Here is a 24,432-nt window from a genome sequence, read left to right as displayed (position 1 = left end):
TAAAAGAGAGTTAAATAGAGGTAAGGAGGCAAGTATGAGACTAAAAAGTCCATTTTTGTTCCTTGTGTTAAGTTTTCTTATTTTTTTAGGTTTTGCGATGAATTCAGAGGCATCCGAGCGAATAACAGGTCCCGACAGTGAAACTTGGGAGGTTGGTGTATATTTAGATTCTGATGAAACTACATATACGCTTTCATCTGACTTGTCCATTAATAGTGACACATATACAGTTGCAGGAATTTATGTAGACAAGGATACAGATACTCCGCCTACTCCTTTTGAGTCACTTACCATTGGTGCTTCCCTTAATGCAACGTTTAACAATACGAGTGAAGATGGTAGGGCTTACGGAATTTATTTTAATGTAGAAGATTATCAGATGGCGAGACCTCTTAATAATTTAACAATTACATCAGGCGGGGATATAAGTGTAACAGCGACAGGTGGATATGCAGAGGCCTATGGAGTGTATGCATACAGTATAGATGAAAGTTTTGTTAACAACGAGGGTGGGTCAATCACCGTTACAGCTGATGCAGCAGATGGAGATGCCTATGCCTATGGAGTGTATGCAGAAAATCAAGTAGATAATTTTGAGAATAGCGGCAATATAAAAGCAGAATCAATAGCAACTGCAACAGATGGGGAGGCCTATGCCTATGCCTATGGAGTGTATGCAGAAAATCAAGTAGGTAATTTTGAGAATAGCGGCAATATAACTGTAACAGCAACAGGTGGATATGCAGAGGCCTATGGAGTGTATGCATACAGTATAGATGAAAGTTTTGTTAACAACGAGAGTGGGTCAATCACCGTTACAGCTGATGCAGCAGATGGAGATGCCTATGCCTATGGAGTGTATGCAAGCAGTATAGGTAATTTTACGAATAACGGGACTATTAAAGTATCAGCCGTGGGTAATTATTTATATGATGAGTATGATTATTATTATTATTATCCAGGAGTGGCAGGGGTTTTTGTACATGGTGATTCAATAGAAGAGTTTGTTAATACAGGTAAGATAGAAGTAAGCGGTAATGCAACAAGTGGTGATGCCTATGTAGATGGAGTGTTTGTGGAAAGTGGCATAACTAGTTTTAGTAATGAATCGGGTGGTACCATATCGGTAAGGGCTATTTCTAATAGTTGGGCAAGTGCCTATGGAGTTGAGACATGGGATAATATAGGTAATTTTACGAATAGCGGGGATATAACAGTCAGTGCAACAGGTCAGTATGTGTATAATTTCAATGAAGATTATCCAGGAGTGGCAGGGGTTTTTGTATATGGTGGTTCAATAGAAGAGTTTGTTAATACAGGTAAGATAGAAGTAAGCGGTAATGCAACAAGTGGTAATGCCTATGTAGATGGAGTGTTTGTGGAAAATGGTATAGGTAATTTTAGGAATAGCGGAAATATTACGGCATCAGCAAATACAACAGGTGGGAATGCAGAGGCATATGGAGTGAGTGCCGGCAGTATAAATGATAGTTTTGTTAACACCGAGGGTGGGTCAATCACCGTTACAGCCAATGCAACAGATGGGGAGGCCTATGCGTATGGAGTGTGGGCATGGAATAATATAGGTAATTTTACGAATAGCGGGGATATAACAGTCAATGCAAGAGGTGGGAATGCAGAGGCATATGGAGTGTATGCATACAGTATAGGTAACTTTAATAACACAGGTCATATAGAGGTTAATGTAAATAGCAATTATCAGAGCGCAACTATTAATGCAGCTGTCCTTAAAATTTCTGATAGTTCCAATGCAAATATAGTCAATAATGGAACCATGAAGGTTGTTCTTAATCTGCCTTCCAATGCAGATACGACCAATGTCAATGCAGCTGTCTTCTGGATTGAAAATTCCAATGCTACTATCTCTAACTATGGCAATACCTGGGTTGAAAGCAATGTGGCAGGTTCTAATTTGAGAACCCTTTACATTACTAACTCATCTCAGGTTACTTTAAGTGATAAATTTGCCATCACCTTTGGTGCACCTGGTGTTAATCCTGATACAAGACCAATCTATGTTGGGAGTAATTCTACTCTGGATCTCAATAATGCTACACTTATTGCAAGAATGGATAGTAGAAATCTCAAACTTAATGTTCCTTATTATTTAATTCAAAAAGAGGAAAGTGGAAATGTGACCGGGCAATGGGGAGGCCTTGAGAGGGGCTATTCCAATCCATCTATACTGGTCAACTGGTATAATGCCACTTCCCTGGGTGCAGATTCTGCTGTAATCTTTACCTATCAGGCTACACCTCAGCAAGATTTAGCACCGATTGTAGGTTCAGTGGTAGCTAATGATATTGGCACAACCTCTGTTGTTGGTGCTATGCTTATGGATGCATCACCTTTTTTTAACTTCTTTGTTAAGGGAGAAAGACCGGTTATGCTTGCTTCAAGCGCCTTTAGTGATGCTGGCTATGCAAGCCTTGGAGGCTCAATGGCTGGGCAGAAGGGAATTTTCTGGCTCATGCCTCTTTATACAAGAATTGAGGCCAAAGACCTTGGATTCAAAGGCAACTCCTACGGGCTTGCCATGGGGCTTGGTTTAAAGCTCACTCAGGGGGCAGGACTTGAGGTCTTTGGTGGCTACCTTAAGAATGATCTTAACTACACTGTTAGAGTGGCAGATAACCTTGATCAGGACAACTGGTTTGGAGGATTTAACTTTATCTACAATCCAAAACCCTATATCTTCAGGTTATCAGGCCTTGCCTACAAGGCAAACAATGACTACAGCGGAAAGACTGGTCTTAATTATGATTTGAAAGAAACAGCTTCTTTCGACTCTAACGGATACAGAGTTGAGGCTATGGGAGGATATGTTTTTGGTCAAAAGGTAAAGCTTGTGCCTCAGATTGGATTGAGCTATAGTTATCACAAAACGGATAGTTTCTGGACAAAGGTCCCTGACAATCCTTCCCTCAGCAGAAAGCTCAACGCGGATGATTTAGATGTGTGGAAGGTTAAGGGGCTTTTGAGTGTGGTAGGTGAGACAGAAGCAGGAACGGGCCTTGTAAGATACTACCTTGGGGCAAAGGTTGAGCAGGCTATATCTGACAACGATGTTGAGGCCTTAGTGACTGTGGCTGATACTACAACCAAGGTCAAGAGAAGCATTGGTGATACTACCTATGGAGTGAATGTGGGGTTGAATTACATTTACAATAAGAGATGGAATTTTGAGGTCTCTGGTTCGGCAGACTTTAACTCCGACTACAGCTCTTACACTGGAAAGGCGATTTTGAGGTATAGTTTCTAAGGTTTAGTTTTTGAGTAGAAAAGCCCGGGGACTTCCCCGGGCTTTTCTATTTTTAATCATCATAGAGTTTCGCCTGCAAAAAATCTCACTATCAGGTAGCCGCAGGCTTTAGCCTGCGATCTTTTTAGGGCAACCTGTGGGTTGCGGCTACAAGAAACCTAAAAAGAACTATAATTTCGCAAAGGTCTGTAGATGAAGAACCATGGTAATGTCAACTTAATTGTGTCAACCGTTACCCTTGAAGCATTTTTATCCATTAAAAGTCTCATCCTTTTTTATGAGTGTTCTTTCAAGTATTTTTCTCTTTCACTTAGCATTATTTCTTGTATCATTGACTTGAAATATAATGACATAATTAATTATACACTATCAAAAATACTATTGTTTTGTTTATCATTATTTGTATCCTCCTCACTTCATCGCCACTGGAAAGTTTGGCACGGTTACCGGTTTTGTGTTGACCGGGGTCTGTTTGCCCTTTGTTATCTCCTTTACACGCTCTGCCTGACTTTGACAGTTAAAAATTTAAAATTCTTTATTTTCAATATGTTAGGGCGACCTGTCCTGTTTACTCCACTACAACTACTCTGAGGATTAATGGCGGGATTTTTACTCCTGAGGTTTTAAATATCTGATTAATTTATAATCGCTATCCTTGTTTTGACCAATTCTACAAATTCAAAAATCTCTGAGATAATGCTGTCTTGATTAAACTGATATAATATATAAAATGCCAAAGAAACCGAGTATAAAAAAGGAAGCACTAAACAAAGGAAAGAGAAACCTCAGGGTGTTGCTGAAAAGGTAATCAACATCCTCAAGATACTCAATCTCAATGAACAGGACAAGCATCCCACAGTAAAAGAGCTTGCTCAAATCTGTGAAGTAAGTGAGCGTTCCATCTATCGTTATCTATACATCCTCAATCAAGTCGTTCCCATAAAAAGTAATGTTAACATTGTCAGATAGTCATTGACTTAGCTCTGCCATAAAAGCCCTTTTTCCAAAAAATGACCACCAACTCTGTTTCATTCATATGCAAAAAAAATTAGGAAGAAAACATGTCAAAACAGGACGTTAAGGCTTTTTATGAAGAACTGTCCAGAGGCAGTAAGGAAACAACACATCTAAACAACAAATATAGTGGAAAACATAAACAGCAGATTAGAACTTGTACGAATGAATACAGGAGGGGATTTTCAATCAGTGAGGACAGCTGAAGTTGCGATATATGTTACATTGAGCAGAATAGAACAGACAAAATGGAAAAATCCTATGCCTCTGGTAAAATCCTGCTCTTTATGAGTTAAGACAGATGTTTAATGCTAAATTTTTTGGGGAGACACAATTTTCTTGACAAGTCTCTATATGCAACATCAAAATCACATGATGAAAAAGTCCTTACCCTACCTTTACCCGTCCTGAGATGTCATGTCAGGACAGTTAAAGCACGGTTCAGAAAAATTTAAGGTAAAACCCCTTATGGCAATGTTGCCATAAGGGTTATTGAAGTGTTATAGTGATGTGGAATGTATTTTTTCTATTATCATTCTACAACTATTTCAACAGGCATGGAATTACTGACTTTCAATGTTTTGCTTATGTAGAGTTTTTCTATACCAATAATGTTACCTTTTTTATCCTTTTTGAAAATAATTCCCTCCCCTGCCTCTTCACATATTGCTTCATCCAGAGGATTACCGAACCATATATCAAGTGTATCTGATTCCCTGTTGTAGTGAATATTTATTTTACCCATATTAGTTCACCCTCCTTTACTTTTTCGGTAGGATAAGCAGTTATTAAAAAACCTGTCTTATTTCATCTGGAAACTGCAATACAGATTTTACAATATCTTCTTTATCTTTCATCACAGGATGTTTTATGGTAATCAGGTATTTCCAGTAATTATGAGTAGTTCTTATTTCTACATTAAGTGGAATTTTTACTGTAAAGTAAATTTCTTTATTCAAATAAAGTCCCCTTTAAAAATTATTTTTGCTATATATTATTTACCAGATTACAGGTTTTTTCAAACAGTCATTATCTATAACAAAAATTGAGCAGCTTTTTTCTGAAATTGCAGGCTGAGTATCCCCCAAGAAGCTTAGCAATTGCTCTTGTGCCATGCTCTGGATTTTTCTTCTTAAGATTCCTTATTGTTGCCCAATCCTCCATGCTTATTACCCTTTCCCACTGTTTTAGGGGTTATTTTAATAGAAGGGTGGATCAATTTTCATGAGAAAAATGGGTCAATTTCAAGTGAGAATTTTCAAAAATTGCGGCAAGGAAATCTTCACAGCCAGTTTTGGTTTTAAGGATTTTTTGCAGTAAACGGTGCCAACAGAAGGAACAAAAATTCTATTACAGGCTCAACAAAAGAAAACAACCCTCTAAAATCAATTTTAAGGATGTCCACAATAACGATGGCTATGTTAGTATTAATTCCTCAACAGTAGGCTTATAAATCAAAAATTATCAACTATCCCTCCAGAAAAGCAGGTTTGAGATAGAGTTTGGTAGCTATGAATTTTGCCAGATAGCAAAGCATTGCTGCAACTTTGAAATCAACAGTCCACAGCCTTTGGCATCCGCCCTTGGCAATTCAAACGCCCTGCTGGCTATTCAAGATTCAAAGTTCAAGGTTTAAGCTTCAATTATTGAGCATAGGCATGACAACGGCTGCCTACTTCTTTAGCGTTCCTTATGAACAGTCTTAATTTTTCAGGGTCTTTAAAGCCATTGCTTTCTTTTGTGCATGTGTTTACATCCACTCCATAGGGGGGAACGCCCTCTATTGTCTGCTTTATATTTTCAGGGGTAATACCTCCTGCAAGAAAAACAGAAGTCAAAGTCGGAAAAAGGTTAAAATTTAAAAGGTAGAAACCAGCTTAAACATACCAAATTCTCTATGTTTTAAAGCCTCTGCCTTTGTTAATCTCCCATTTATAACCTCTATCATAAGTTTAAACAATCTTTCTCCTGCTTCTTCTATGCTCTCTATTCCTTCTATTATGGTGCCACAATAAAAATCAATATTGTCTTCCATCAATTTATAAGTTTCAGGATTACCAGTTATTTTAATAACAGGAGCAATAGGAGAACCTGTGGGTGTGCCTCTTCCTGTGGTAAAAATAACAACCTGTGAACCACCAGCAGTCATACCAGTTATAGATTCAATGTCCTGGCCTGGCGTATCCATGAAGTACAATCCTTTTCCAAAAGGTTTTTCTCCGTAATCCAGAACTCCCTGTAATGGTTTAGTTCCACCTTTATAGATAGCTCCTAAGGATTTTTCCTCTATTGTACTGATTCCTCCTTCTATGTTTCCTGGAGTAGGTTGACCACCGCGTATGTCTACACCTAATGTCTTGGCTTTTTCTTCAACTTTTTTAACCATCTCAATTAATTTTTCAGCTACTTCTTTAGATACAGCTCTTTTAGCCAGAAGGTGTTCAGCTCCTATAACCTCTGTAGTTTCAGAAAACATCCCTGTTGCACCAAGCTCAATAATTTTATCTACAACATATCCTGCAACAGGATTTGAAGCCAATCCTGAGGTTGTATCAGAGCCACCGCATTCTACAGATAAAATTATTTCAGATATATCGGCATCCTCTCTTTCCATTTTTAACAACTCCTGAGCTAATTTTTGAGCCAATCTCGTTCCATTATCTATAGCTTTTAATGATCCTCCCGCTTTCTGAATTCCTACGTATTCAACAGGCTTGCCGGTTTTTGAAATTTCTTCAACCATTCTTTCTCCAGAAACACCTCCGCATTCAAGAGAAACAACCAGCACTGCTCCTACATTGGGATTTTTACCCAATCCTATCAATACATTTTCAGTCAAAGCTAAATCTGCACCAATCTGACAACAACCATGCTGATTAGCAAGTGATATTGCTCCTTCCACAAAAGATGCTATTCGTTCAGCCACGGTTGAGGCGCAAACAACCGTAGGTATTATCAGTAAATGATTTCTTATACCTACTCCTCCATCAGGTCTAATAAATCCTCTGATTTTCATTTTTTACCTCCTGATTGTACTTTTTAAGGCTATTGCCAGTCTCCGCGGCCTCTTAAACTTTCAATGTTATGAACATGAACATGTTCTCCTTTTTTGATATCAGTAATAGCCCTGCCTATAACTTCACCATATTTAATGACATTCTCACCTTTTTTTATATCAGCTATAGCAAATTTATGTCCGAATCTTATGTTTGACAACAATTTAATCTTCACGTCCTTACCACTAACATTGATAGACACCTCGTCGCCAGCAGATAAATCTGTTAAAGCCGTAACAACATTATCAACCTGATTTATCAATAAAGCTACTTTTCTCATATTCCCCTCCTTTTTTATAAATACTCTTCAAAGACTCGCAATTTTTTGAAAATCAAAACCTTGCAAGACTGTTTAATTTTAAATTACCTCTCTTCTGTCATTCTGCTATGATTATTATAGGTAACAAATGTCAAAAAATCAAGCATATTGCTATCCCGGCAGTGTAAAATTTTTTATGTGTAAAATTGACAGAACAATAAATGAGGGTGTAGCCTCCATTAAATTAACCAAAAATCACACAAAGAAAGTTTGATAGGTTTAGGATAACCACCTTTACTAAAAAACCGAAAAAATCTTTTTCAATCTTCAATCTATAATGTCTTCTCAAAACCACACTCTACCTGTTGCAACTGTTGCAACAGGGTCCTTCATGCAACTATTGCTTGTTGCAATTTTTACAAATAAAGAAATTTTATGCCTAAAAAATAATATTTATTATGAAGATTTACAGGGTTTGTTTACATAGTACATATAGCGTTGTTGAACACCAATATGAAAGTCATGATGGACCTAGAGACCATAAAGTACTTACCAGAGAAAAATTTTCTATCGCAAATAAAATTTTATCATTGGCAGATATCTATTCAGCATTAATGATCGATAAGCCTTACAGATCATCTTGCGATAGAGCCCTTTTATCAAGCAATATCCAGAACCAAACTCCTCGTTGGCTTGAAGCCGAATTTATAAAAAATTTAATTGAAATCAAAAAATTTGAAAACAGTCAATATGTTATATAAAAGAAGGAGGTAAAATTTATGGAACTTTTAACAACAGATGATGTTGCAAGAATGCTTAAAGTTAATAAAAGAACTATTTATTACTGGGTTGAAAGGAAACAAATTCCACACATAAAAATTAACAATAAACTCATAAGATTTAGACCAGTTGACATTCAGGAATTTATCGAGAAAAATCTTGTTAATCCTGATGGAGTTGATGAAACCGTTGACGAAGTCGTTGATGAAATCCTTTCAAAAATCAATTAGTAAATATTTGACTCTTATGTTTCCTATTTCTGATTCTATTGTATCTCTGTTCTTTGACAAGTCAGGTATGCAAGCCTGTATGGAGGTTATATATGGGCTTGTATAAAAGAGGCAAAATCTGGTGGATTGCCATTACTATTGATGGCAAGCAAAAATGCTTTTCTACAAAGACCAGTGATAGAAAAATTGCTGAACAAATTTACGCAAAGGTATTACTTAAACTTGATAATCAGGAATCGAACCCGCGTCAACAGATTGTAACTTATTGATTTTATTGCATTTTATTTTTGATTCGGATAGAGTTCGGATAGAGTTGAAAAATCCTTTATTGATTCTTTTAATCCTTTTTTATTTGTAAACTTCTCCTCTATAATCAGTTTTGTCAATGAAAATTACTCTTTTTTCTTTTTCAATTGTAAATATTATTCTCAATTTTCCTTTTCTTATTCTGTAATAACCTTTCCATTCTCCTTTTAGTTTTTATATATCAAGTTTTATGTTCTCTCGCTTAACCTTCAAAATCAATTTTTTTTATTTCATTTTTAATTTCGTCGGATATTTTTTCTCTCTCAATAAAATCTAAGGCTTCATTGGAATACTGAATTATCCATTTCATAGATCAATTGTTTCACTATAAACAGGCTTTTTTTCTCGGGAAGGAGCCCCATATATTTGTATAATATCTCTCATTTCTTCATCAGAAACATCTGGTACATTATTTAAAAATCTTTCTAAAAATTCCTCTTCAAGTGCTTCTCTAACTGCCATTTTAATCATTTTAAAAAGTTCCTCTTTTTCAACAGGTTCCATTTAAACCTCTAAATTTTGTTGTATCATAAACCTTTCGACCCTGTCACCAAACACTCTCAGGATTTGTAATTAGCACCACTGCCTGAACCAAGATATCCATATTTTTACTTTTTAATTCCCTCTCGTGAATCAATCTTTTTCTTTAAATCTCTATTTTTTGTTTTCTTCAATTTTTTTTATTTACATTCTTTGCTTTTTCTTTTGACAATTCGTATAAAGCAACAAAATTTACAGGATCAATATTAAGTGGAAGACCTGCTTTTCTTGTTAAATCTGCTACGGATTCCCTGATAAATGGAAATATAATTGACGAACAGTTGATATGAACAATTCTTTCAAGTTCTTCTTTCTTTGGTATACTATCAAAAACAAATATTCCTTCAAAAACAACCCTGAGAACAAAAGGCTGTTCTTTTTTTTCAGAGAAAAAATTAGGGGTACCTTTACCCTCTTACCTTTTTTGTGAAATGATATTTTCAGACTTAAATCAATCTGATACCGCCTGTTTTTTCAGGTTTGGAAACAGGATTCAGAGCAGAGAAACATTCAATCTGTCTGATATTTTCTATTTTAAATTTAGATTGCAATTTCCAGTCCTTCTGTATTATGAATGGTTTTTTATTTTAAGTTTTTGTCACTCACTACTTTGTAAACTTTTTTGTAATTCTAAATCCTTAATTTTTCGGCTCTGTTTTTCAACCTGCTTAATTTTATCCTTTATCAAAATTTGAATAACAAAAGGATAAGCATCAAGAATCCTTAAAAGATTATCCATGGGTCTGCTCTGACACAATTGCCCTGTTTCGTATCTTGCAAAACTCTTTTTCCCTCCACCAAGAATTTCTCCCATTTTCTCCTGAGAAAGTCCAAATTTTTTCCTGATATTCCTTATTTCTTCAGGTGTAAGTAATCCTTCAACCTGTCTTTTGAATTCTTTTAATTTCTTGCCCGCTGATTTCAAGGTTTTTCTGTCAACAATGGATTCACCACATACATTGCATTCATGAATTACATAATCAGGTATTGTGATTGTTTTACCTTTGTAATTAAAAACTTCTTCTGTAACTTTTTTAACCAACTTACCCTTTCCACAAAAAGGACATTTTTTAAACTCTTGCATTTTATATTTCCTCCTTTTTATATTCTTTAAATTGAACTAAAATTGCTTTATTTTCAAAAATTTGAATTTTTATATAAATTTCAATGTCGTTTTCATCATCTTTAAAAATGTAGACATCCTGCCATAGTTCAGGAAATCTATCTGAAGGCATTGATTTGTAAAAATTTTTGTTTGATAATTTTTCAATAACATCTGTAATTTCATCTTCGTCCATATAACCCAGTTCACCTGCTCCCTTAAATGCAGTATTTGTAATACATCTCTTCCCAGGATTTGAAAATAAATTTTTAAATTTGCAAAGATCATAATGAGGCTTTTTCTTGGGTGCAGGTTTTTTCCTCGTTGCCATTTAAATAATAATAACATATCTCAATTCCTCTATTAAAAATAGTATCAATATGATACTATATGCTACTAAAAGTATATAAAATTGTCAATAGACAATTATTCTGTCTTTGCAAAAAAGCGGGAGTTAGCTCTGTACTGCACCCCAATTTTGAGGACACTTTTTAGCCTTTCAGTTTGTAGAGCTTTAAGCAATATTTCACTTATCCTTTACTTTTGCTTCTTCAAAGTTTTTAAGCTCATTAAGCCAGATTAATTCCTCTTTAATTGTGCTCATTATTCTTTCAGTGTCGGCATTCCCCTTCGGATTGTCTTAAAATGTAAATATTTGTTCAATCCCAAGCCATACTGTCAAACCATTTTCTTTTTTCATTTATACCCCTCTCTCCTGATTTTTTCTGTTCTGCTGAAAAAGTTTAAGCTCTACGAACTTATCGTGTCCACTATTTGATAGGTTTAGGATAACCACCTTTACTAAAAAACCGAAAAAATCTTTTTCAATCTTCAATCTATAATTTCTTCTCAAAACCATACTCTACCTGTTGCAACTGTTGCAACAGGGTCCTTTCATGCAACTGTTACTTGTTGCAACTTTTACAAATAAAGAAATTTTATGCCTAAAAAATAATATTTATTATGAAGATTTACAGGGTTTGTTTACATAGTACATATAGCGTTGTTGAACACCAATATGAAAGTCATGATGGACCTAGAGACCATAAAGTACTTACCAGAGAAAAATTTTCTATCGCAAATAAAATTTTATCATTGGCAGATATCTATTCAGCATTAATGATCGATAAGCCTTACAGATCATCTTGCGATAGAGCCCTGATATCAAGCAATATCCAGAGCCAAACTCCTCGTTGGCTTGAAGCCGAATTTATAAAAAATTTAATTGAAATCAAAAAATTTGAAAAACAGTCAATATGTTATATAAAAGAAGGAGGTAAAATTTATGGAACTTTTAACAACAGATGATGTTGCGAGAATGCTTAAAGTTAATAAAAGAACTATTTATTACTGGGTTGAAAGGAAACAAATTCCACACATAAAAATTAACAATAAACTCATAAGATTTAGACCAGTTGACATTCAGGAATTTATCGAAAAAAATCTTGTTAATCCTGATGGAGTTGATGAAACCGTTGACGAAGTTGTTGATGAAATCCTTTCAAAAATTAATTCGTAAATATTTGACTCTTATGTTTCCTATTTCTTATTCTATTGTATCTCTGTTCTTTGACAAGTCAGGTATGCAAGCCTGTATGGAGGTTATATATGGGCTTGTATAAAAGAAGCAAAATCTGGTGGATTGCCATTACTATTGATGGCAAGCAAAAATGCTTTTCTACAAAGACCAGTGATAGAAAAATTGCTGAACAAATTTACGCAAAGGTATTACTTAAACTTGATAATCAGGAATCGAAAACTGTTACTTGGCAGACAGAGACAAATCAAGAAAGTATGCTTACTTTTGAATCCTTTTACAGAGAACACTATTTGCCATGGTGTTATAAAAGACAAAACTATTATCATACAAAAAAAATACTATCTCAAAGTCTTGCCAGAGTGGTTTAAAAAGTTAAGACTGGTTGATATAAATAATAAAGAAGTTGAAATGTTACAGTCTTATTTTATTAAACAACAATACTCAACTGCTACCTGTAACAGATATATTTCAATTTTAAAAGCTAGTATGACAAAGGCGTACGAATGGGAACTGATAAGCGAGAAAAAATTAAAATCAATCAGAAAAGTAAAACCTCTTAAGGGTGAAAATAAGCGACTCAGATATCTTAACTCTGAAGAAATCCAGAGATTACTTGATGTTTGCGATAAGCACTTATACCCGATTGTTTTTATCGCCCTTCATACAGGCATGAGAAAAGGGGAGATCCTCAACCTCAAATGGGACATGATTGATCTTAAAAACGATCTCATATTGCTCGATAAAACAAAAAACTGCGAAAGAAGAGAAATTCCAATTAATAAAGCACTTAAACAGGTTTTACTACAGTTGCACTCTCAAAGAAGACTTGATACTGACTATGTTTTCGTTAACCCTGATACAGGCAAAAATTACACATACATAAAAAGAAGTTTTGCCACTGCTTGCAGGAAAGCAGGTATCAAGGACTTCCACTTCCACGATCTCAGACACACTTATGCGAGCCAGCTTGTAATGAATGGAGTTGATCTTAAAACAGTGCAGGAACTTTTAGGGCACAAAAGTTTAACCATGACACTCAGATACGCTCATCTATCACAGGCTCATAAGAGAGAGGCAGTTAAGGTACTTGAAAAACTACATTACTACAATTTTACTACATTTTACTACAGTGAGGGATAAGCAGTTTTTGAAAACCCTTGATTTTATTGGCGGGGTGGACGGGACTTGAACCCGCGGCCTCTTGCGTGACAGGCAAGCGTTCTAACCGTGCTGAACTACCACCCCAATTAGCACATGGGCGGAACAGGTTTCGAACCTGTGACCTCAGCCTTGTAAGGGCTGCGCTCTCCCATCTGAGCTATCCGCCCGTATTTTTAAAATTACTATAATACTTAGAGATTTGTCAAGAAAACAAGAAAAATCCTAATATTTTGAATTATATAAAAGAGGTTAAACAAAAAAACTCTGCAAGTTTAAATCCTTATTATCTCCCCTCCTTGAAGAATTTTTATTTTATATCCTGAGTATCTTTTGAGCTCTCTTTCAATCTGCTTTCTATAAAATGGTTTTATGTGAGTTATGAAAATTTTTTCAGGTCTTTGATTAAGAAATTTTAAATCTTCAAAAAATAGCTCTGCAGTTAAATGTCCTGTCTTTATCGCAAGTTCTTTCATTTTATTGGGGAAAGATACCTCAATAATTAATACGTTCAATTTTTTATCCGAAAAATTCTCCCACAGATTCTTTACAGGTCCTGTATCTCCCGTATAAAAGAGAGATTTATCATTTTTTTCAATAAGATAGCCAACAGATGGTACTGTGTGATTCATTCTGTAAGCAGTTATCTTATATTCATCTATTAAAAAGGGGGCTTTTTCCTGAATTATCTCTAATTTTAAAATTGAGTTTTTAACATCTGGAATTACTGTAAAATCTGGCCATAACCTTTGATTGAGAAGATGTTTTTTTATGTCATCAATTACTTCCTTTATGGAGTAAATTTTTATAGTTTTTGATTTACCACTTACAATTAAATTATCAGCGAGAAATGGAATATCTCTAATGTGGTCAAGATGGGCATGAGTTATAAATATATGCTCTATTTTATGCTGAGCTCTAAAACTTAAAGAACCTGTAACTCCACCGGCATCAAAAAGTATTTTGCTGTTTAAAAGAAAAGAGGAAAGATGATATCCTGCCACATCTGAGCCAGAAGCTCCAAGAACTTTTATAATCAAAGCTCACCTCTCATATTTATTTAATACTTTCAAAAATGCCTCAACTATCTCAGGATCAAATTGACTGCCAGCTTTATTTTTCAATTCTTCTATTGCATCTTCCCTACTCATTCCTTTTCTATATGGTCTATCTGTGGTCATCGCATCAAAAGTATCTGCAACTGCTATGATTCTTGCTATTATCGGAATTTCTTTTCCTTTTAATCCAAAAGGATATCCTCTGCCATCAAATTTTTCATGATGATATTTAACTCCTGGAATAATGTCTTTAAGCTGTCTTACGTGCTGTAAAATTTCCGCTCCATAGATTGAATGATTCTGTATAATTTTAAACTCTTCATCTGAAAGTTTTTCCTCCTTAAGTAAAATCGCATCTCTTATCCCAATTTTACCTATATCATGAAGTATTGCTGCAAGTTGAAGTTTCTCAAGATCCTCTTTTTCAAGTCCTAACTCTATACCTGTTTTAACAGAGTATTCCATAACTCTCTTTGTATGACCAGCTGTATAGGGATCTCTCTTTTCAATTGTATCTGCAAGAGCAAGCACTATTTCATAAAAGGTCTGTTTAAGTTCATCGTAGAGTCTTGCATTTTCTATGGCTACAGCAATTTGACTACTCAGTGCATTAAGTAGTTCAAGATCATATTCATCAAATACAGTATTTCTTTTATTTATCGCCTGAATTACTCCGAGAAGTCTATCTTTAATCATGACAGGTAAACAAACCATGGTTTTTGTTACAAATCCTGACTTCTCATCGGCACTCTTAAAAAATCTTGGATCACTTTGAACATCGTTTATTATAACTGCCTGTCTTTTTTCTGCAACCCATCCAGCAATACCCTGCCCCAATTTAAGTCTTATCGTTTTTATCTTATCTGCTTTCTGCCCTAAAGCAACATCAAAATAAAGTTCTTGAGTTTGTTCATCAAAAAGCAATAGACTGGCTGCTTCGCAATTTACAAGATTCATGATGGCTTCACAGGCTCTTTTTCTTATTTCTTCAATCTCAAGGGATGAATTAATAATTGCAGAAAACTTAAGAAGTTCTCTTAAATGTTCTGAAACTATATCCTTGTTCATTAATCCTTGTATTTTTCCCATATTTCGATTACTTTATCCATATTCCCAAGAAAAATATTAACAATTTCTGGATCAAATGCTTTTTCTTTCATAGCTTCCATGTAATTAACTGCCATATCTAAACTCCATGGCTCTCCTTCATCTTTTTCGGTGATAAGAGTATCAAAGTTGTCAACGATACTTACAATTCTTGCCCATAAAGATATTTCTGTTTCTTTTTTACCAAAGGGATAGCCCTTTCCATCCCATCTTTCATGATGCTCAAGCGCTATTATAGCTGCTATCTGAAATAGTTCACTTTCTTCATCATAAAGAAGTTCATATCCAATAATCGGATGTTTTTTCATTATTTCCCATTCATCAGGTTCGAGTCTACCAGATTTTTTAAGAATTCTGTCTGGAATTCCAATTTTTCCAATATCATGCATCGTTGATGCTAACAAGAGTATTTCGCATTTTTCTTCATCAAGTCCAAGTTTTTCTGCAACTAATCTTGAAATGAACCCTATTCGTATAAAGTGGTTCGGAGGTTCAGGATCCTTATATTCTGCTGCCTTTGATAGTTTTATAAGAGACTTTTTATGTAACTCTTTTATTTTTTCATAAAGCATCATGTTTTCAATTGCTGCTGCAGCAAACTCTGCAATAAGTTTCATCAGTTTAATATCTGAGCTTTTGAATTTACTGGATTTATTTACTGCCTGATAAACGCCTATTACTTTACCTTTTGAATCAAAAATTGGAACAGCAAGAAGATTTCTTGTTTTATATCCTAAAATTTTGTCAACTTCCTTATTAAAAAATTTACTTCTATAAGCATTTTCTGTAACATAAGTTTTACCTGTTTTTGCTACATGTCCTGCAATGCCAGAATTCATTGGAATTCTAATCTCATTTACTCCATGAGCAAATATAGTATAGAGTTCCTTTTTCTGTTCATCTATAATAAAGAGACTACAGCGGTCAACTTCTATCATGTCCTTAGCAAGATTAGAAAGAATCTCAATGAGATTATTCAAATTTTTTTCTCTTGTTATTTTTGGAGCAGCTTTAAGTAAAATCTCAAGCTTGTCCATCAATCCTCCACAGTAACTCTTAAAACCTCTTCTATGCTTGTTATCCCCGCCATTATTTTTCTAATACCTGACTGCCTCAAAGTTATCATACCAACTCTTATAGCTTCTTTTTTAATTTCATTAGCAGAGGCACCTGTGAGAATCAACTCTTTGATTTCTTCTTTTATTGGCATTACTTCGTAAAGTCCTATTCTTCCACGATAGCCTGTTTGATTGCATTCAGGACATCCCTTTGGCTCATAAATTTTTAATCTATCAAGACTGCTTTCAGGAAAACCAAGTTTTATTAAATAATCTTTTGAATATTTCTGTTCTTTTTTACAGTTTTCACATAGTTTTCTTGCAAGCCTTTGAGCAACAATCAAAATTACAGATGAGGATATTAAAAAAGGTTCTATCCCCATGTTTACTAACCTTGTAATAGTACTTGGTGCATCATTTGTATGAAGGGTGCTCAGAACTAGATGTCCTGTAAGAGCTGCCTTTACAGCAATCTCAGCAGTTTCAAAATCTCTTATCTCACCAACCATTATTATATCAGGGTCCTGTCTTAGAAAAGCTCGTAGTACCTGAGCAAATGTCCTTCCTATTTCTTCATGAACCTGAACCTGTGTAATTCTTGGGAGAGTATATTCAACAGGATCTTCAACTGTCATGATATTGACTTCTGGTTTATTTAGTCTCATTAAAGCAGAGTAAAGAGTTGTAGTTTTTCCCGAACCAGTTGGACCTGTAACAAGTATCATTCCATAAGGTTTACTAAGGGCATCAAGAAAATAGTTAAGAGACTCTTCTTCAAAACCAAGACGGGTTAGGTCAAGTTGAAGAGAACCTTTTTCAAGAATTCTTAAGACAATTTTTTCACCATATATTGATGGAAGAGTGGAGACCCTGAAATCAACCTCTCTCTTACCGATTTTAACTTTTATTCTTCCATCTTGAGGAAGTCTTTTTTCTGATATATCAAGATTTGACATAATCTTAATTCTTGTTGTTAGTTTTCCCTTTAAATTTGAAGGTAAAGTTAAAACATCATGTAGCACTCCATCTATCCTGTATCTTACATATATATTGTCTTCAAAAGGCTCTATATGAATATCACTTGCCCTTTTTGAAATGGCACTTAAAATTATCTGATTAACAAATTTTACTAAAGGACCTTCCTGTTCTAAACGAACATCCTCTACCTTCTCAGTTACAGGAGTCTCTTTACTAACCACCTCAACGAGTTCACTGATATTCTGAGAAGTATAAAACTCCGATTCCTCTTCACCAAAAAATTGATTCATCAGAATTTTAAAATCCGAATCCTTCCCAACATAGAACATTATTCTAAAGCCACTTAGAAAAAACTTAAGCTGTTCTAACGCTATTTCATTGGCAGGATCAGTTGTAAGGACTTTTACTATGTTTCCTTCTCTGTAAAAGGGTAATATTTTGTATTTTTTTATTAAATCCTCTGGAAGAAGCTTGATGACTGCTGGATCAACCTTGTGTAAATTCATTCTAAAAACAGGAAAACCATAAAGTTCACTCATTGCATTTACAAGTTCATCCTCTGTTATGTAGCCTAACTTTATTAAAGCAGCACCGATTTTTATACCTTCAATTTTTTGAAGAGCCTGAGCATCAAGTAGTTGTTTCTCTGTAATCTTTCCTTTTTTCAAAAGGAAGGCACCGATTGGTATTTTTCCTGTGAGAGACTTCATAATTTATTGTGGTAATATAGCATAAAAATTATACCAAAGTGTATACTAATTTATTACAAAGCTTAAATTAGGAGGATAAATGGTAAGAGTTAGATTTGCACCTTCTCCAACAGGACATCTTCATATTGGAGGAGCAAGAACAGCTCTTTTTAACTGGCTTTTTGCAAGACATCATAATGGAAAATTCATCCTAAGAATTGAAGACACTGACAGGTCACGTTCTACTGAAGAATACATTGAATCAATCATTGAGGCATTAAAATGGCTTGGACTTAACTGGGATGAAGGTCCTTTCAGACAAACTGACAGAATGGAAATTTATAAAAAATATGCTTATAAGCTTCTTGAAGAAGGTAAAGCCTACAGGTGCTATTGCAGTCCTGAGGAATTGGAAGAAAGAAGGCAAAAGGCTATGAAAGAAGGAAAACCTCCAAGATATGACAGACGTTGTAGAGAAATTGTAGAACCTCTTGATAAACCATTTGCAATTCGGTTTAAAATGCCACTGGAAGGCGAAACAGTAATTAATGATATTGTTAAAGGAACTGTTACATTTAAAAATAGCGAGCTTGAAGATCTTGTAATACTTAGAAGTGATGGAACTCCTACATACAATTTCTGCGTTGTAGTTGATGACTATGAGATGGAAATTACGCATGTCATAAGAGGTGAAGATCATCTAAATAATACTCCAAAGCAGATTCATATTTACCGTGCTCTTGGGATTAATCCACCAGAGTTTGCCCATATTCCAATGATTCTTGGGAAAGACAGATCCCGCTTAAGTAAAAGGCACGGTGCCACAAGTGTTCTTGCCTACAGAGATGAGGGATATATCTCAGATGCGGTTGTTAATTATCTTGCCCGTCTTGGTTGGTCTCATGGAGATCAAGAGATTTTTACAAGGGAAGAATTAATAAAATATTTCGATTTAGAACATGTAGGAAAGGCAAATGCTGTTTTCGATTCAGAAAAACTTTTATGGTTAAACAGTGAATATATAAAATTAACTCCAGAGGAAAAGCTTTTTGAACTTGTAAAGCCTTTTCTTATAAAAGAGGGATATCTCAAAGAAAATGAAACTATTGATTTAGAATGGGTCTGTAAAGCTATAAAATCACTTAAGGAAAGATGTAGAACTCTTAAAGAACTTGCCAATGCAATGAGATATTATTTCTTAGATTATGTGGACATTGATCCGAAGGCAAAAGAAAAACATATAACCTCTGACACTATTCCAATACTTAAAGAAGTCACAGCTAAACTCGCTGAACTTGAGGACTTTACGCAGGATAACATAGAGAAAATATTCATGAATATTGTTAACGAAAAGGGATTGAAACTTGGTCAAGTAGCACAGCCTGTAAGAGTAGCAATAACTGGTAACACTGTAAGTCCCGGAATATACGAGGTTCTTGAAATTGTTGGTAAAGACAAAACACTTAAAAGACTAAGGAGGATTCTGAATGACTTTGAGTAAAGAGTTACTTGAGATAATAGTTTGTCCTAAATGTAAGAGTGAGCTAATTTATGAGGAAGACAAACAGAGACTTATCTGTCAGAAATGTTCTGTCTATTATCCAATTAGAGAAGATATACCGATTTTATTAATTGAAGAGGCTATTCCTATTGAAAAAGAAACTAAGTTATAATTTTTCATGCCTGAATTAGAAACGAGGCTATGGGGAAAAATTACTTTTATAAGCATTCTTATCGCAATATTTGGCTTTTATGGTAAATAACTCAGTAGTGATAACTTTTGCCGTAAATTATTGTAATCGCTCTGTAAAGCTGCTCAAAAAGAACGAGTCTACTTAGTTCGTGTGTAAAAGTCAGAGGAGAAAGAGAAAGTTTAAAAAATGCTGAGTCTACAACTTTATCACTTACTCCATAAACTCCACCGATAACAAATTCATGTAATGCTCTGTCTCTTATTAAATTTGCAAATTCTAAAGAATCAAGCAGTTGTCCCTGTATGTGTAAAAGTATAAATCTCTCTTTTACTGAATTAAGAATCTGCTTTGATTCTTCGTAAATTATCCTGTCTTTGTTTCCCTGTCCTTCTCTTAGCTCAATTAGCTCAACCTTTGCATAGGGACTTAAAAGTTTAATATAGTGCTCAATTCCTTCTTTTATGAATTTAGCTTTTGTTCTTCCCGGATATATAATTCTAAATTTATACAACTCTCACCCGAGCATTTTCAGTAATTCTTCATAGGATATTGTTTTTACTCCCAGTTGATTTGCCTTCGCAAGCTTACTTCCCGGTTCTTCTCCAACAACAAGATAATCAGTATTTTTTGAAACAGAAGAGGAAACTTTTCCTCCTGCCTTCTCAATCATATCCTGAACTTCGTATCTTGGCTTAGGTAAAGTTCCTGTAATGACAAAGGTAAGACCTTTGAGAGGTAGTGATTCCTCTTTTTCTTTATAATCTGGATTCGCTAAGGTTAATCCTAAACTCTTAAGCTCCTCTATTGCTTTAAGGTTTTCCTCATTATTGAAGAACTGCTCGATTGCCTTTGCTGTTTTTTCTCCTATCTGGGGAATCTCAATAAGTTGCTCCATTTTAACATGATAAAGGTCTTCAAGTCTTCTAAAATTCTGTGCAAGAAGTTTTGCTGCATACTCACCTACCTGACTTATTCCAAGAGCATAGAGAAATCTTGCAAGAATTGTTTTTTTACTTCGCTCAATCGCTTCTATAAGCTTTTTTGAAGAAAGTTCTGCAAATCCTGGAAGTTTCCTAATATCTTCCTGTCTAAGCTTATATAAATCGACAAAACTTTTTATAAAACCTGTTTTGTGAAGAAGTTCAACTGTTTTATCTCCAAGTCCCTCAATGTTCATTGCTCTGCGGGATGCAAAATGTTTGATTCTTTCTTCAACCTGAGCAGGACAGTTAAAATTGATGCATTTTAATGCGACTTCACCCGGTTCTCGAACAGTTTTTGATCCACAAACCGGGCAGTGCTCAGGAGGCTCAGGCACTTTCTCTTTACCTGTTCTTCTGTCAACAACAACGCCAATTATGTGAGGAATTACCTCGCCTGCTCTCTCTACAATAACATAGTCTCCAACTCTAATATCCTTTCTCTTTACCTCATCCCAGTTATGAAGTGTTGACCGTGATACTGTGACTCCACCGATTCTAACGGGTTCAAGAATTGCCACCGGGGTTATAACACCTGTTCTTCCAACACTTGCGACAATATCATTTAGCCTTGTAATTCCCTGATGAGCAGGATATTTATAGGCAATTGCCCATCTTGGTTCACGAGTCTTAACTCCTAAACGTCTCTGAAGCTCAAAATCGTTAACTTTGACAACTGCTCCATCTGTTTCAAATGGGTATGTTGCTCTTAATTGCTCAATTTCTTTTATTGCCTTTATTACCTCATCAATCCCTTTTACAACCTTTACATAGGCTGGAACAGGAAATCTTGCCCAGCGAAGCCATTCAATGAATTCATACTGAGTTTTAAATTCTATACCTGAGTAGTATCCAACACCATAACATGCCATATGAAGTCTTCTACTTGCTGTAATTGAGGGGTCGAGCTGACGTACTGAACCAGAAGCTGCATTTCTTGGATTGGCAAATATTGGCTCGCCTTTTTCCTGCTTTTCTCTGTTTATTCTCTCAAACTCATCAATATTCATATAAACTTCACCACGAATATCAATTTCCTCTGGGACAATATCTACTCCTTCAATTTTAAGGGGAATTGATTTTATTGTTTTAATATTTTGAGTAATATCCTCACCAACATAACCATCTCCACGAGTTGATGCTTTGTATAAAAATCCATTTTTATATGAAAGCTCTACTGCCAGTCCATCATATTTTGGCTCTACTGTGTACTCAATAGGTTCATTTGTACCAAGAAGCCTTTTTACCCTCTCATCAAAATCTCTTAATTCCTCTTCAGAGAAAGCATTATCAAGTGAGAGCATTGGTTCACGGTGTTCAACTTTTTCAAATTTTTCAGAAGGTGCTGCACCAACTCTTTGAGTGGGTGAGTCAGGCAAAATGTATCCCCACTTTTCCTCAAGCTCTTTAAGCCTTCTAAGCATCATGTCATACTCTTCATCGGAAATTACAGGGCTATCAAGAACATAGTAACGATAATTGTGATAATTTATTTCACTTACAAGTTTCTCAATTTCCTTTTTTATCTCCTCAGGTACTTCTTTCATTTAAAACCTCCGTCTCTGATAAATTTTTATCAAACCAGGATTGGAATAATCACTTCAAGCTTTACTTTTTGTTTACTGTGACAGAACTAAATTTTTATTTTAATTATAACACTTCTATAAGAAGTTTCAAGGCCTCAAAAGTTGCTTCGATTTTGTTTGATAGTCTATCACCTTGAAGATGAAGTTCTTTTACATAAACTTTTTCAGGTGTTGCAACAGCAATGTAAATTAATCCTCTTGGTTTTCCCTCCATTGTATCAGGACCAAGATTCCCTGTTGTTGCAATGGAATAATCCGAACCTGTAAGAGATCTAACTGCCACAGACATAGCTTCAGCCATCTCTGCAGAGATTACTCCATAATTGAAAACTTTATCTGAAATTCCAAGAAGTTTATGCTTCATTTCTGTAGCATATACAACAACTCCACCAACAAAAACTTTACTTGCGCCCGGGACATCGGTAATAGTAGATGCTATAAGACCACCTGTACAGGATTCAGCAGTTGAAAGGGTTTTTTCAGCTATGGAAAGTTTTTTAAGAACTTCAATTGAAATAGAAGTTAAATAATTCATGACACATAAATAAAAAAGGAGGGACTTCTCCCTCCTTTAAAAAATTTTTTATTAAATGATTTGATTATGCTCCCTTACGTTTTTCTCCAAGTTCTATATAGCTTCCACCAAAGTATGTGTAAATTAAATCTCCTGCATCAATAAGTTCTCTTATTGCTGCTTTTGTTTCAGCATCTGGAATGCCCTGCTGCCTAAAATGCTTTATTACATCTGCCTGTTTATATTTCTTTTTACCTGCTGATTGTTCAATAAGTTGATAAATTGCTTTTTTGAGTTCCTCTTTGTCCATTTAAATCACACTCCTTTCAATAAAAATAATAAGGGAGGCAAAAGCCTCCCCTATTTGTTTACTTAGTCCACTTAAACTGTGTTGTAGTTCTGAAGGTCTTAAATGCATATGTCCAGTCGTCAATGTGCTGGAATGTGAATGGCAAGCCTGTCACTGCAAAGAATTTTTCCCAGCCTATTCTTTCAATCCATTCACCTACTCTTTCATGCTTCTTTGCACCAGCTATATAGGCATCAAAGATTTTTCTTGTTGCCTTTACTACTTCAGGCCATCTTGGTGGATTGTTTGGCAGATAGGCAACTGCAAGTTTTGAGAACATTGGTGGCTTTCTAAGGTTACCAACCTTTCCACCAACAACTATTGCAACACCGTCATTCTCTGGGTCTGCAATGGGAAGTGCTGGACAGACTGAGAAGCAGTTACCACAATACATGCATTTTTCTGGATTAATCTTTATTGATTTCTTTGCTGGATCAGGAGTTATTGCCGCAGTTGGACAAGCAGCCATTGTTGTTGGAAGCTCACAGACGTTTTTGAAATTATCATGGTCAATTCTTGGAAGTTTTCTGTGAATTCCAACATAGGCTATATCTGAACAGTGAACTGCACCACACATGTTTGTACAACAAGCAACAGCAAATCTTACCTTGTTAGGAGTTTCTTTTGTTGTGAAGTAGTCAGCAAATTCATCCATTATCGCTTTAACAAGAGCAGATGCATCAACGGCTGCCGAATGGCAGTGAATCCATCCCTGTGTATGAACAATATTACTTACTCTAGAGCCAATACCACCAATCATGAATTTCTTTGCATTGAGTTCATCAATCAATGGCTGTACTTTTGACTCATCAGAAACAAGAAACTCAATGTTGTTTCTTGTTGTAAATCTGAAATATCCATCACAGTATTTATCTGCAATGTCAGCAATCTCTCTTAATGTATCTGTACTAAGAAGCCTTGGAGAGGCTACTCTTACTGTCCAGATTTTATCACCAGAGTTTGCTATATGAACCATTAAACCAGGGCTCAAAATTTCATGAGTTTTCCAGTTACCATAGTTTTTCTTAATTACAGGTGGTAAAAAATTGCTGTAATGAGGCGGTCCTATATCTGTTTTCCTCTGTTTTACATCTACTACATCAGGTATAAAGAATTTCTCCGGAATTTCACCCATTTTTAACCTCCTTATT

At 35.1% G+C, this 24,432-nt stretch carries 28 protein-coding genes, 2 tRNA genes and 1 pseudogene; 10 read left to right on the top strand and 21 right to left on the bottom strand.

The features are described from left to right. Positions 1-34: 34 nt before the first annotated feature. Both TAGGR_RS03425 and TAGGR_RS11140 read left to right on the top strand, forming a co-directional pair. On the top strand, positions 35-3,283 hold the full coding sequence (locus tag TAGGR_RS03425; protein WP_059175951.1) for an autotransporter outer membrane beta-barrel domain-containing protein: 3,249 nt from the start codon (positions 35-37) through the stop codon (positions 3,281-3,283). An 807-nt stretch (positions 3,284-4,090) separates the two neighbouring features. Continuing rightward, positions 4,091-4,252, top strand: a complete 162-nt coding sequence (locus TAGGR_RS11140; protein ID WP_082673588.1) for an HTH domain-containing protein — start codon at positions 4,091-4,093, stop codon at positions 4,250-4,252. A 577-nt stretch (positions 4,253-4,829) separates the two neighbouring features. Here TAGGR_RS11140 and TAGGR_RS03420 read toward each other — a convergent pair. The 6 genes from TAGGR_RS03420 to TAGGR_RS03405 form a co-directional block, all read right to left on the bottom strand. After that, positions 4,830-5,042, bottom strand: coding sequence for a DUF2283 domain-containing protein (locus TAGGR_RS03420; protein ID WP_059175950.1), 213 nt, complete (start codon positions 5,040-5,042; stop codon positions 4,830-4,832). Positions 5,043-5,085: 43 nt separating this feature from the next. Beyond that, positions 5,086-5,256: a hypothetical protein gene (locus tag TAGGR_RS10230; RefSeq protein ID WP_201783811.1), complete on the bottom strand. Its 171-nt coding sequence runs from the start codon at positions 5,254-5,256 to the stop codon at positions 5,086-5,088. Positions 5,257-5,326: 70 nt separating this feature from the next. After that, positions 5,327-5,461, bottom strand: coding sequence for a hypothetical protein (locus TAGGR_RS11010; RefSeq protein ID WP_269083320.1), 135 nt, complete (start codon positions 5,459-5,461; stop codon positions 5,327-5,329). Between the two features lie 479 nt (positions 5,462-5,940). Further along, positions 5,941-6,135: a phosphoribosylanthranilate isomerase gene (gene trpF, locus TAGGR_RS03415; RefSeq protein WP_059175949.1), complete on the bottom strand. Its 195-nt coding sequence runs from the start codon at positions 6,133-6,135 to the stop codon at positions 5,941-5,943. Positions 6,136-6,155: 20 nt separating this feature from the next. Beyond that, positions 6,156-7,313: a UxaA family hydrolase gene (locus TAGGR_RS03410; RefSeq protein ID WP_059175948.1), complete on the bottom strand. Its 1,158-nt coding sequence runs from the start codon at positions 7,311-7,313 to the stop codon at positions 6,156-6,158. A 29-nt stretch (positions 7,314-7,342) separates the two neighbouring features. Then, positions 7,343-7,633, bottom strand: coding sequence for a UxaA family hydrolase (locus TAGGR_RS03405; protein ID WP_059175947.1), 291 nt, complete (start codon positions 7,631-7,633; stop codon positions 7,343-7,345). A 758-nt stretch (positions 7,634-8,391) separates the two neighbouring features. Between TAGGR_RS03405 and TAGGR_RS03400 the strand changes: the two genes are divergently transcribed. Both TAGGR_RS03400 and TAGGR_RS10415 read left to right on the top strand, forming a co-directional pair. Continuing rightward, positions 8,392-8,622, top strand: coding sequence for a helix-turn-helix domain-containing protein (locus tag TAGGR_RS03400; RefSeq protein WP_059175946.1), 231 nt, complete (start codon positions 8,392-8,394; stop codon positions 8,620-8,622). A 92-nt stretch (positions 8,623-8,714) separates the two neighbouring features. Beyond that, on the top strand, positions 8,715-8,891 hold the full coding sequence (locus tag TAGGR_RS10415) for a hypothetical protein (RefSeq protein ID WP_161936163.1): 177 nt from the start codon (positions 8,715-8,717) through the stop codon (positions 8,889-8,891). A gap of 343 nt (positions 8,892-9,234) precedes the next feature. On the opposite strand, the gene TAGGR_RS03395 is transcribed toward TAGGR_RS10415, so the two are convergent. The 4 genes and pseudogenes from TAGGR_RS03395 to TAGGR_RS03385 form a co-directional block, all read right to left on the bottom strand. Continuing rightward, positions 9,235-9,432 (bottom strand): hypothetical protein, encoded by a 198-nt coding sequence (locus tag TAGGR_RS03395; protein ID WP_059175945.1) that lies wholly within the window; start codon positions 9,430-9,432, stop codon positions 9,235-9,237. Positions 9,433-9,598: 166 nt separating this feature from the next. Beyond that, positions 9,599-9,838 (bottom strand): annotated as a pseudogene (locus tag TAGGR_RS11135) (protein-export chaperone SecB); the annotation flags it as partial. A gap of 228 nt (positions 9,839-10,066) precedes the next feature. Further along, entirely contained in the window at positions 10,067-10,552 is a 486-nt protein-coding gene (locus tag TAGGR_RS03390; RefSeq protein ID WP_059175944.1) for a type II toxin-antitoxin system MqsA family antitoxin, read from the bottom strand. A 1-nt stretch (position 10,553) separates the two neighbouring features. Further along, positions 10,554-10,901 (bottom strand): type II toxin-antitoxin system MqsR family toxin, encoded by a 348-nt coding sequence (locus TAGGR_RS03385; RefSeq protein WP_059175943.1) that lies wholly within the window; start codon positions 10,899-10,901, stop codon positions 10,554-10,556. A gap of 632 nt (positions 10,902-11,533) precedes the next feature. Here TAGGR_RS03385 and TAGGR_RS03380 point away from each other — a divergent pair. The 4 genes from TAGGR_RS03380 (at position 11,534) to TAGGR_RS03365 (ending at position 13,250) form a co-directional block, all read left to right on the top strand. After that, positions 11,534-11,878 (top strand): HD-GYP domain-containing protein, encoded by a 345-nt coding sequence (locus TAGGR_RS03380; protein ID WP_059175942.1) that lies wholly within the window; start codon positions 11,534-11,536, stop codon positions 11,876-11,878. Further along, on the top strand, positions 11,856-12,089 hold the full coding sequence (locus TAGGR_RS03375) for a helix-turn-helix domain-containing protein (protein ID WP_059175941.1): 234 nt from the start codon (positions 11,856-11,858) through the stop codon (positions 12,087-12,089). Before TAGGR_RS03380 ends, TAGGR_RS03375 begins: the two co-directional genes overlap by 23 nt. Before the next feature lie 89 nt (positions 12,090-12,178). Beyond that, a complete protein-coding gene (locus TAGGR_RS10585) occupies positions 12,179-12,478 on the top strand; it encodes a hypothetical protein (RefSeq protein WP_059175940.1) in 300 nt (99 codons plus the stop codon). Continuing rightward, positions 12,375-13,250 (top strand): tyrosine-type recombinase/integrase, encoded by an 876-nt coding sequence (locus TAGGR_RS03365; protein ID WP_236698892.1) that lies wholly within the window; start codon positions 12,375-12,377, stop codon positions 13,248-13,250. Before TAGGR_RS10585 ends, TAGGR_RS03365 begins: the two co-directional genes overlap by 104 nt. A gap of 27 nt (positions 13,251-13,277) precedes the next feature. Here the strand turns inward: TAGGR_RS03365 and TAGGR_RS03360 are convergent. The 6 genes from TAGGR_RS03360 to pilB form a co-directional block, all read right to left on the bottom strand. After that, positions 13,278-13,355: transfer RNA gene (locus TAGGR_RS03360), tRNA-Asp, on the bottom strand. 10 nt (positions 13,356-13,365) lie between these two features. Next, a tRNA-Val gene (locus TAGGR_RS03355) sits at positions 13,366-13,438 on the bottom strand. A 105-nt stretch (positions 13,439-13,543) separates the two neighbouring features. Then, on the bottom strand, positions 13,544-14,308 hold the full coding sequence (locus TAGGR_RS03350; protein WP_059175938.1) for a 3',5'-cyclic-nucleotide phosphodiesterase: 765 nt from the start codon (positions 14,306-14,308) through the stop codon (positions 13,544-13,546). A gap of 3 nt (positions 14,309-14,311) precedes the next feature. Further along, a complete protein-coding gene (locus tag TAGGR_RS03345) occupies positions 14,312-15,415 on the bottom strand; it encodes an HD-GYP domain-containing protein (RefSeq protein ID WP_236698891.1) in 1,104 nt (367 codons plus the stop codon). Then, positions 15,394-16,470, bottom strand: coding sequence for an HD domain-containing phosphohydrolase (locus tag TAGGR_RS03340; protein WP_059175937.1), 1,077 nt, complete (start codon positions 16,468-16,470; stop codon positions 15,394-15,396). Before TAGGR_RS03340 ends, TAGGR_RS03345 begins: the two co-directional genes overlap by 22 nt. Continuing rightward, a complete protein-coding gene (gene pilB, locus TAGGR_RS03335) occupies positions 16,470-18,179 on the bottom strand; it encodes a type IV-A pilus assembly ATPase PilB (protein WP_059175936.1) in 1,710 nt (569 codons plus the stop codon). The genes TAGGR_RS03340 and pilB overlap by 1 nt, the downstream gene beginning before the upstream one ends. A 79-nt stretch (positions 18,180-18,258) precedes the next feature. Here pilB and gltX point away from each other — a divergent pair, with 79 nt between their 5' ends. Together gltX and TAGGR_RS03325 are read left to right on the top strand one after the other, a co-directional pair. Next, positions 18,259-19,659: a glutamate--tRNA ligase gene (gene gltX, locus TAGGR_RS03330; protein WP_059175935.1), complete on the top strand. Its 1,401-nt coding sequence runs from the start codon at positions 18,259-18,261 to the stop codon at positions 19,657-19,659. Beyond that, on the top strand, positions 19,646-19,831 hold the full coding sequence (locus TAGGR_RS03325) for a Trm112 family protein (RefSeq protein ID WP_059175934.1): 186 nt from the start codon (positions 19,646-19,648) through the stop codon (positions 19,829-19,831). Before gltX ends, TAGGR_RS03325 begins: the two co-directional genes overlap by 14 nt. A 91-nt stretch (positions 19,832-19,922) precedes the next feature. On the opposite strand, the gene TAGGR_RS03320 is transcribed toward TAGGR_RS03325, so the two are convergent. From TAGGR_RS03320 to dsrB, 5 genes are all read right to left on the bottom strand, one after another. Further along, positions 19,923-20,363, bottom strand: coding sequence for a 23S rRNA (pseudouridine(1915)-N(3))-methyltransferase RlmH (locus tag TAGGR_RS03320; protein WP_059175933.1), 441 nt, complete (start codon positions 20,361-20,363; stop codon positions 19,923-19,925). A gap of 3 nt (positions 20,364-20,366) precedes the next feature. Beyond that, positions 20,367-22,379, bottom strand: coding sequence for an NAD-dependent DNA ligase LigA (gene ligA / locus TAGGR_RS03315; protein ID WP_059175932.1), 2,013 nt, complete (start codon positions 22,377-22,379; stop codon positions 20,367-20,369). 103 nt (positions 22,380-22,482) lie between these two features. Beyond that, positions 22,483-22,953 carry a CinA family protein gene (locus TAGGR_RS03310; RefSeq protein WP_059175931.1) on the bottom strand — a complete coding sequence of 157 codons (471 nt, stop codon included), beginning with the start codon at positions 22,951-22,953 and terminating at the stop codon, positions 22,483-22,485. Positions 22,954-23,017: 64 nt separating this feature from the next. Then, positions 23,018-23,242, bottom strand: a complete 225-nt coding sequence (locus tag TAGGR_RS03305) for a hypothetical protein (RefSeq protein ID WP_059175930.1) — start codon at positions 23,240-23,242, stop codon at positions 23,018-23,020. A gap of 58 nt (positions 23,243-23,300) precedes the next feature. After that, positions 23,301-24,416 carry a dissimilatory-type sulfite reductase subunit beta gene (gene dsrB / locus TAGGR_RS03300; RefSeq protein ID WP_059175929.1) on the bottom strand — a complete coding sequence of 372 codons (1,116 nt, stop codon included), beginning with the start codon at positions 24,414-24,416 and terminating at the stop codon, positions 23,301-23,303. Positions 24,417-24,432 lie beyond the last annotated feature (16 nt).

The organism is Thermodesulfovibrio aggregans (genome assembly GCF_001514535.1).
GTDB lineage: Bacteria > Nitrospirota > Thermodesulfovibrionia > Thermodesulfovibrionales > Thermodesulfovibrionaceae > Thermodesulfovibrio > Thermodesulfovibrio aggregans.
This window is presented reverse-complemented; position numbering and strand designations above follow the sequence as displayed.

Excerpts from the sequence above, each read along its gene's own strand:
- TAGGR_RS03380 (WP_059175942.1), top strand. The coding sequence starts at position 11,534 with ATGAAGATTTACAGGGTTTGTTTACATAGTACATATAGCGTTGTTGAA.
- ligA (WP_059175932.1), bottom strand. The coding sequence starts at position 22,379 with ATGAAAGAAGTACCTGAGGAGATAAAAAAGGAAATTGAGAAACTTGTA.
- pilB (WP_059175936.1), bottom strand. The coding sequence starts at position 18,179 with ATGAAGTCTCTCACAGGAAAAATACCAATCGGTGCCTTCCTTTTGAAA.
- TAGGR_RS03400 (WP_059175946.1), top strand. The coding sequence starts at position 8,392 with ATGGAACTTTTAACAACAGATGATGTTGCAAGAATGCTTAAAGTTAAT.
- TAGGR_RS11010 (WP_269083320.1), bottom strand. The coding sequence starts at position 5,461 with ATGGAGGATTGGGCAACAATAAGGAATCTTAAGAAGAAAAATCCAGAG.
- TAGGR_RS03390 (WP_059175944.1), bottom strand. The coding sequence starts at position 10,552 with ATGCAAGAGTTTAAAAAATGTCCTTTTTGTGGAAAGGGTAAGTTGGTT.
- TAGGR_RS03405 (WP_059175947.1), bottom strand. The coding sequence starts at position 7,633 with ATGAGAAAAGTAGCTTTATTGATAAATCAGGTTGATAATGTTGTTACG.
- TAGGR_RS03420 (WP_059175950.1), bottom strand. The coding sequence starts at position 5,042 with ATGGGTAAAATAAATATTCACTACAACAGGGAATCAGATACACTTGAT.
- TAGGR_RS03425 (WP_059175951.1), top strand. The coding sequence starts at position 35 with ATGAGACTAAAAAGTCCATTTTTGTTCCTTGTGTTAAGTTTTCTTATT.
- gltX (WP_059175935.1), top strand. The coding sequence starts at position 18,259 with ATGGTAAGAGTTAGATTTGCACCTTCTCCAACAGGACATCTTCATATT.
- TAGGR_RS03410 (WP_059175948.1), bottom strand. The coding sequence starts at position 7,313 with ATGAAAATCAGAGGATTTATTAGACCTGATGGAGGAGTAGGTATAAGA.
- dsrB (WP_059175929.1), bottom strand. The coding sequence starts at position 24,416 with ATGGGTGAAATTCCGGAGAAATTCTTTATACCTGATGTAGTAGATGTA.
- TAGGR_RS03340 (WP_059175937.1), bottom strand. The coding sequence starts at position 16,470 with ATGGACAAGCTTGAGATTTTACTTAAAGCTGCTCCAAAAATAACAAGA.
- TAGGR_RS03385 (WP_059175943.1), bottom strand. The coding sequence starts at position 10,901 with ATGGCAACGAGGAAAAAACCTGCACCCAAGAAAAAGCCTCATTATGAT.
- TAGGR_RS03305 (WP_059175930.1), bottom strand. The coding sequence starts at position 23,242 with ATGGACAAAGAGGAACTCAAAAAAGCAATTTATCAACTTATTGAACAA.
- TAGGR_RS03375 (WP_059175941.1), top strand. The coding sequence starts at position 11,856 with ATGGAACTTTTAACAACAGATGATGTTGCGAGAATGCTTAAAGTTAAT.
- TAGGR_RS03345 (WP_236698891.1), bottom strand. The coding sequence starts at position 15,415 with ATGGGAAAAATACAAGGATTAATGAACAAGGATATAGTTTCAGAACAT.
- TAGGR_RS03310 (WP_059175931.1), bottom strand. The coding sequence starts at position 22,953 with ATGAATTATTTAACTTCTATTTCAATTGAAGTTCTTAAAAAACTTTCC.
- TAGGR_RS03395 (WP_059175945.1), bottom strand. The coding sequence starts at position 9,432 with ATGGAACCTGTTGAAAAAGAGGAACTTTTTAAAATGATTAAAATGGCA.
- TAGGR_RS10415 (WP_161936163.1), top strand. The coding sequence starts at position 8,715 with ATGGGCTTGTATAAAAGAGGCAAAATCTGGTGGATTGCCATTACTATT.
- TAGGR_RS10585 (WP_059175940.1), top strand. The coding sequence starts at position 12,179 with ATGGGCTTGTATAAAAGAAGCAAAATCTGGTGGATTGCCATTACTATT.
- TAGGR_RS03325 (WP_059175934.1), top strand. The coding sequence starts at position 19,646 with ATGACTTTGAGTAAAGAGTTACTTGAGATAATAGTTTGTCCTAAATGT.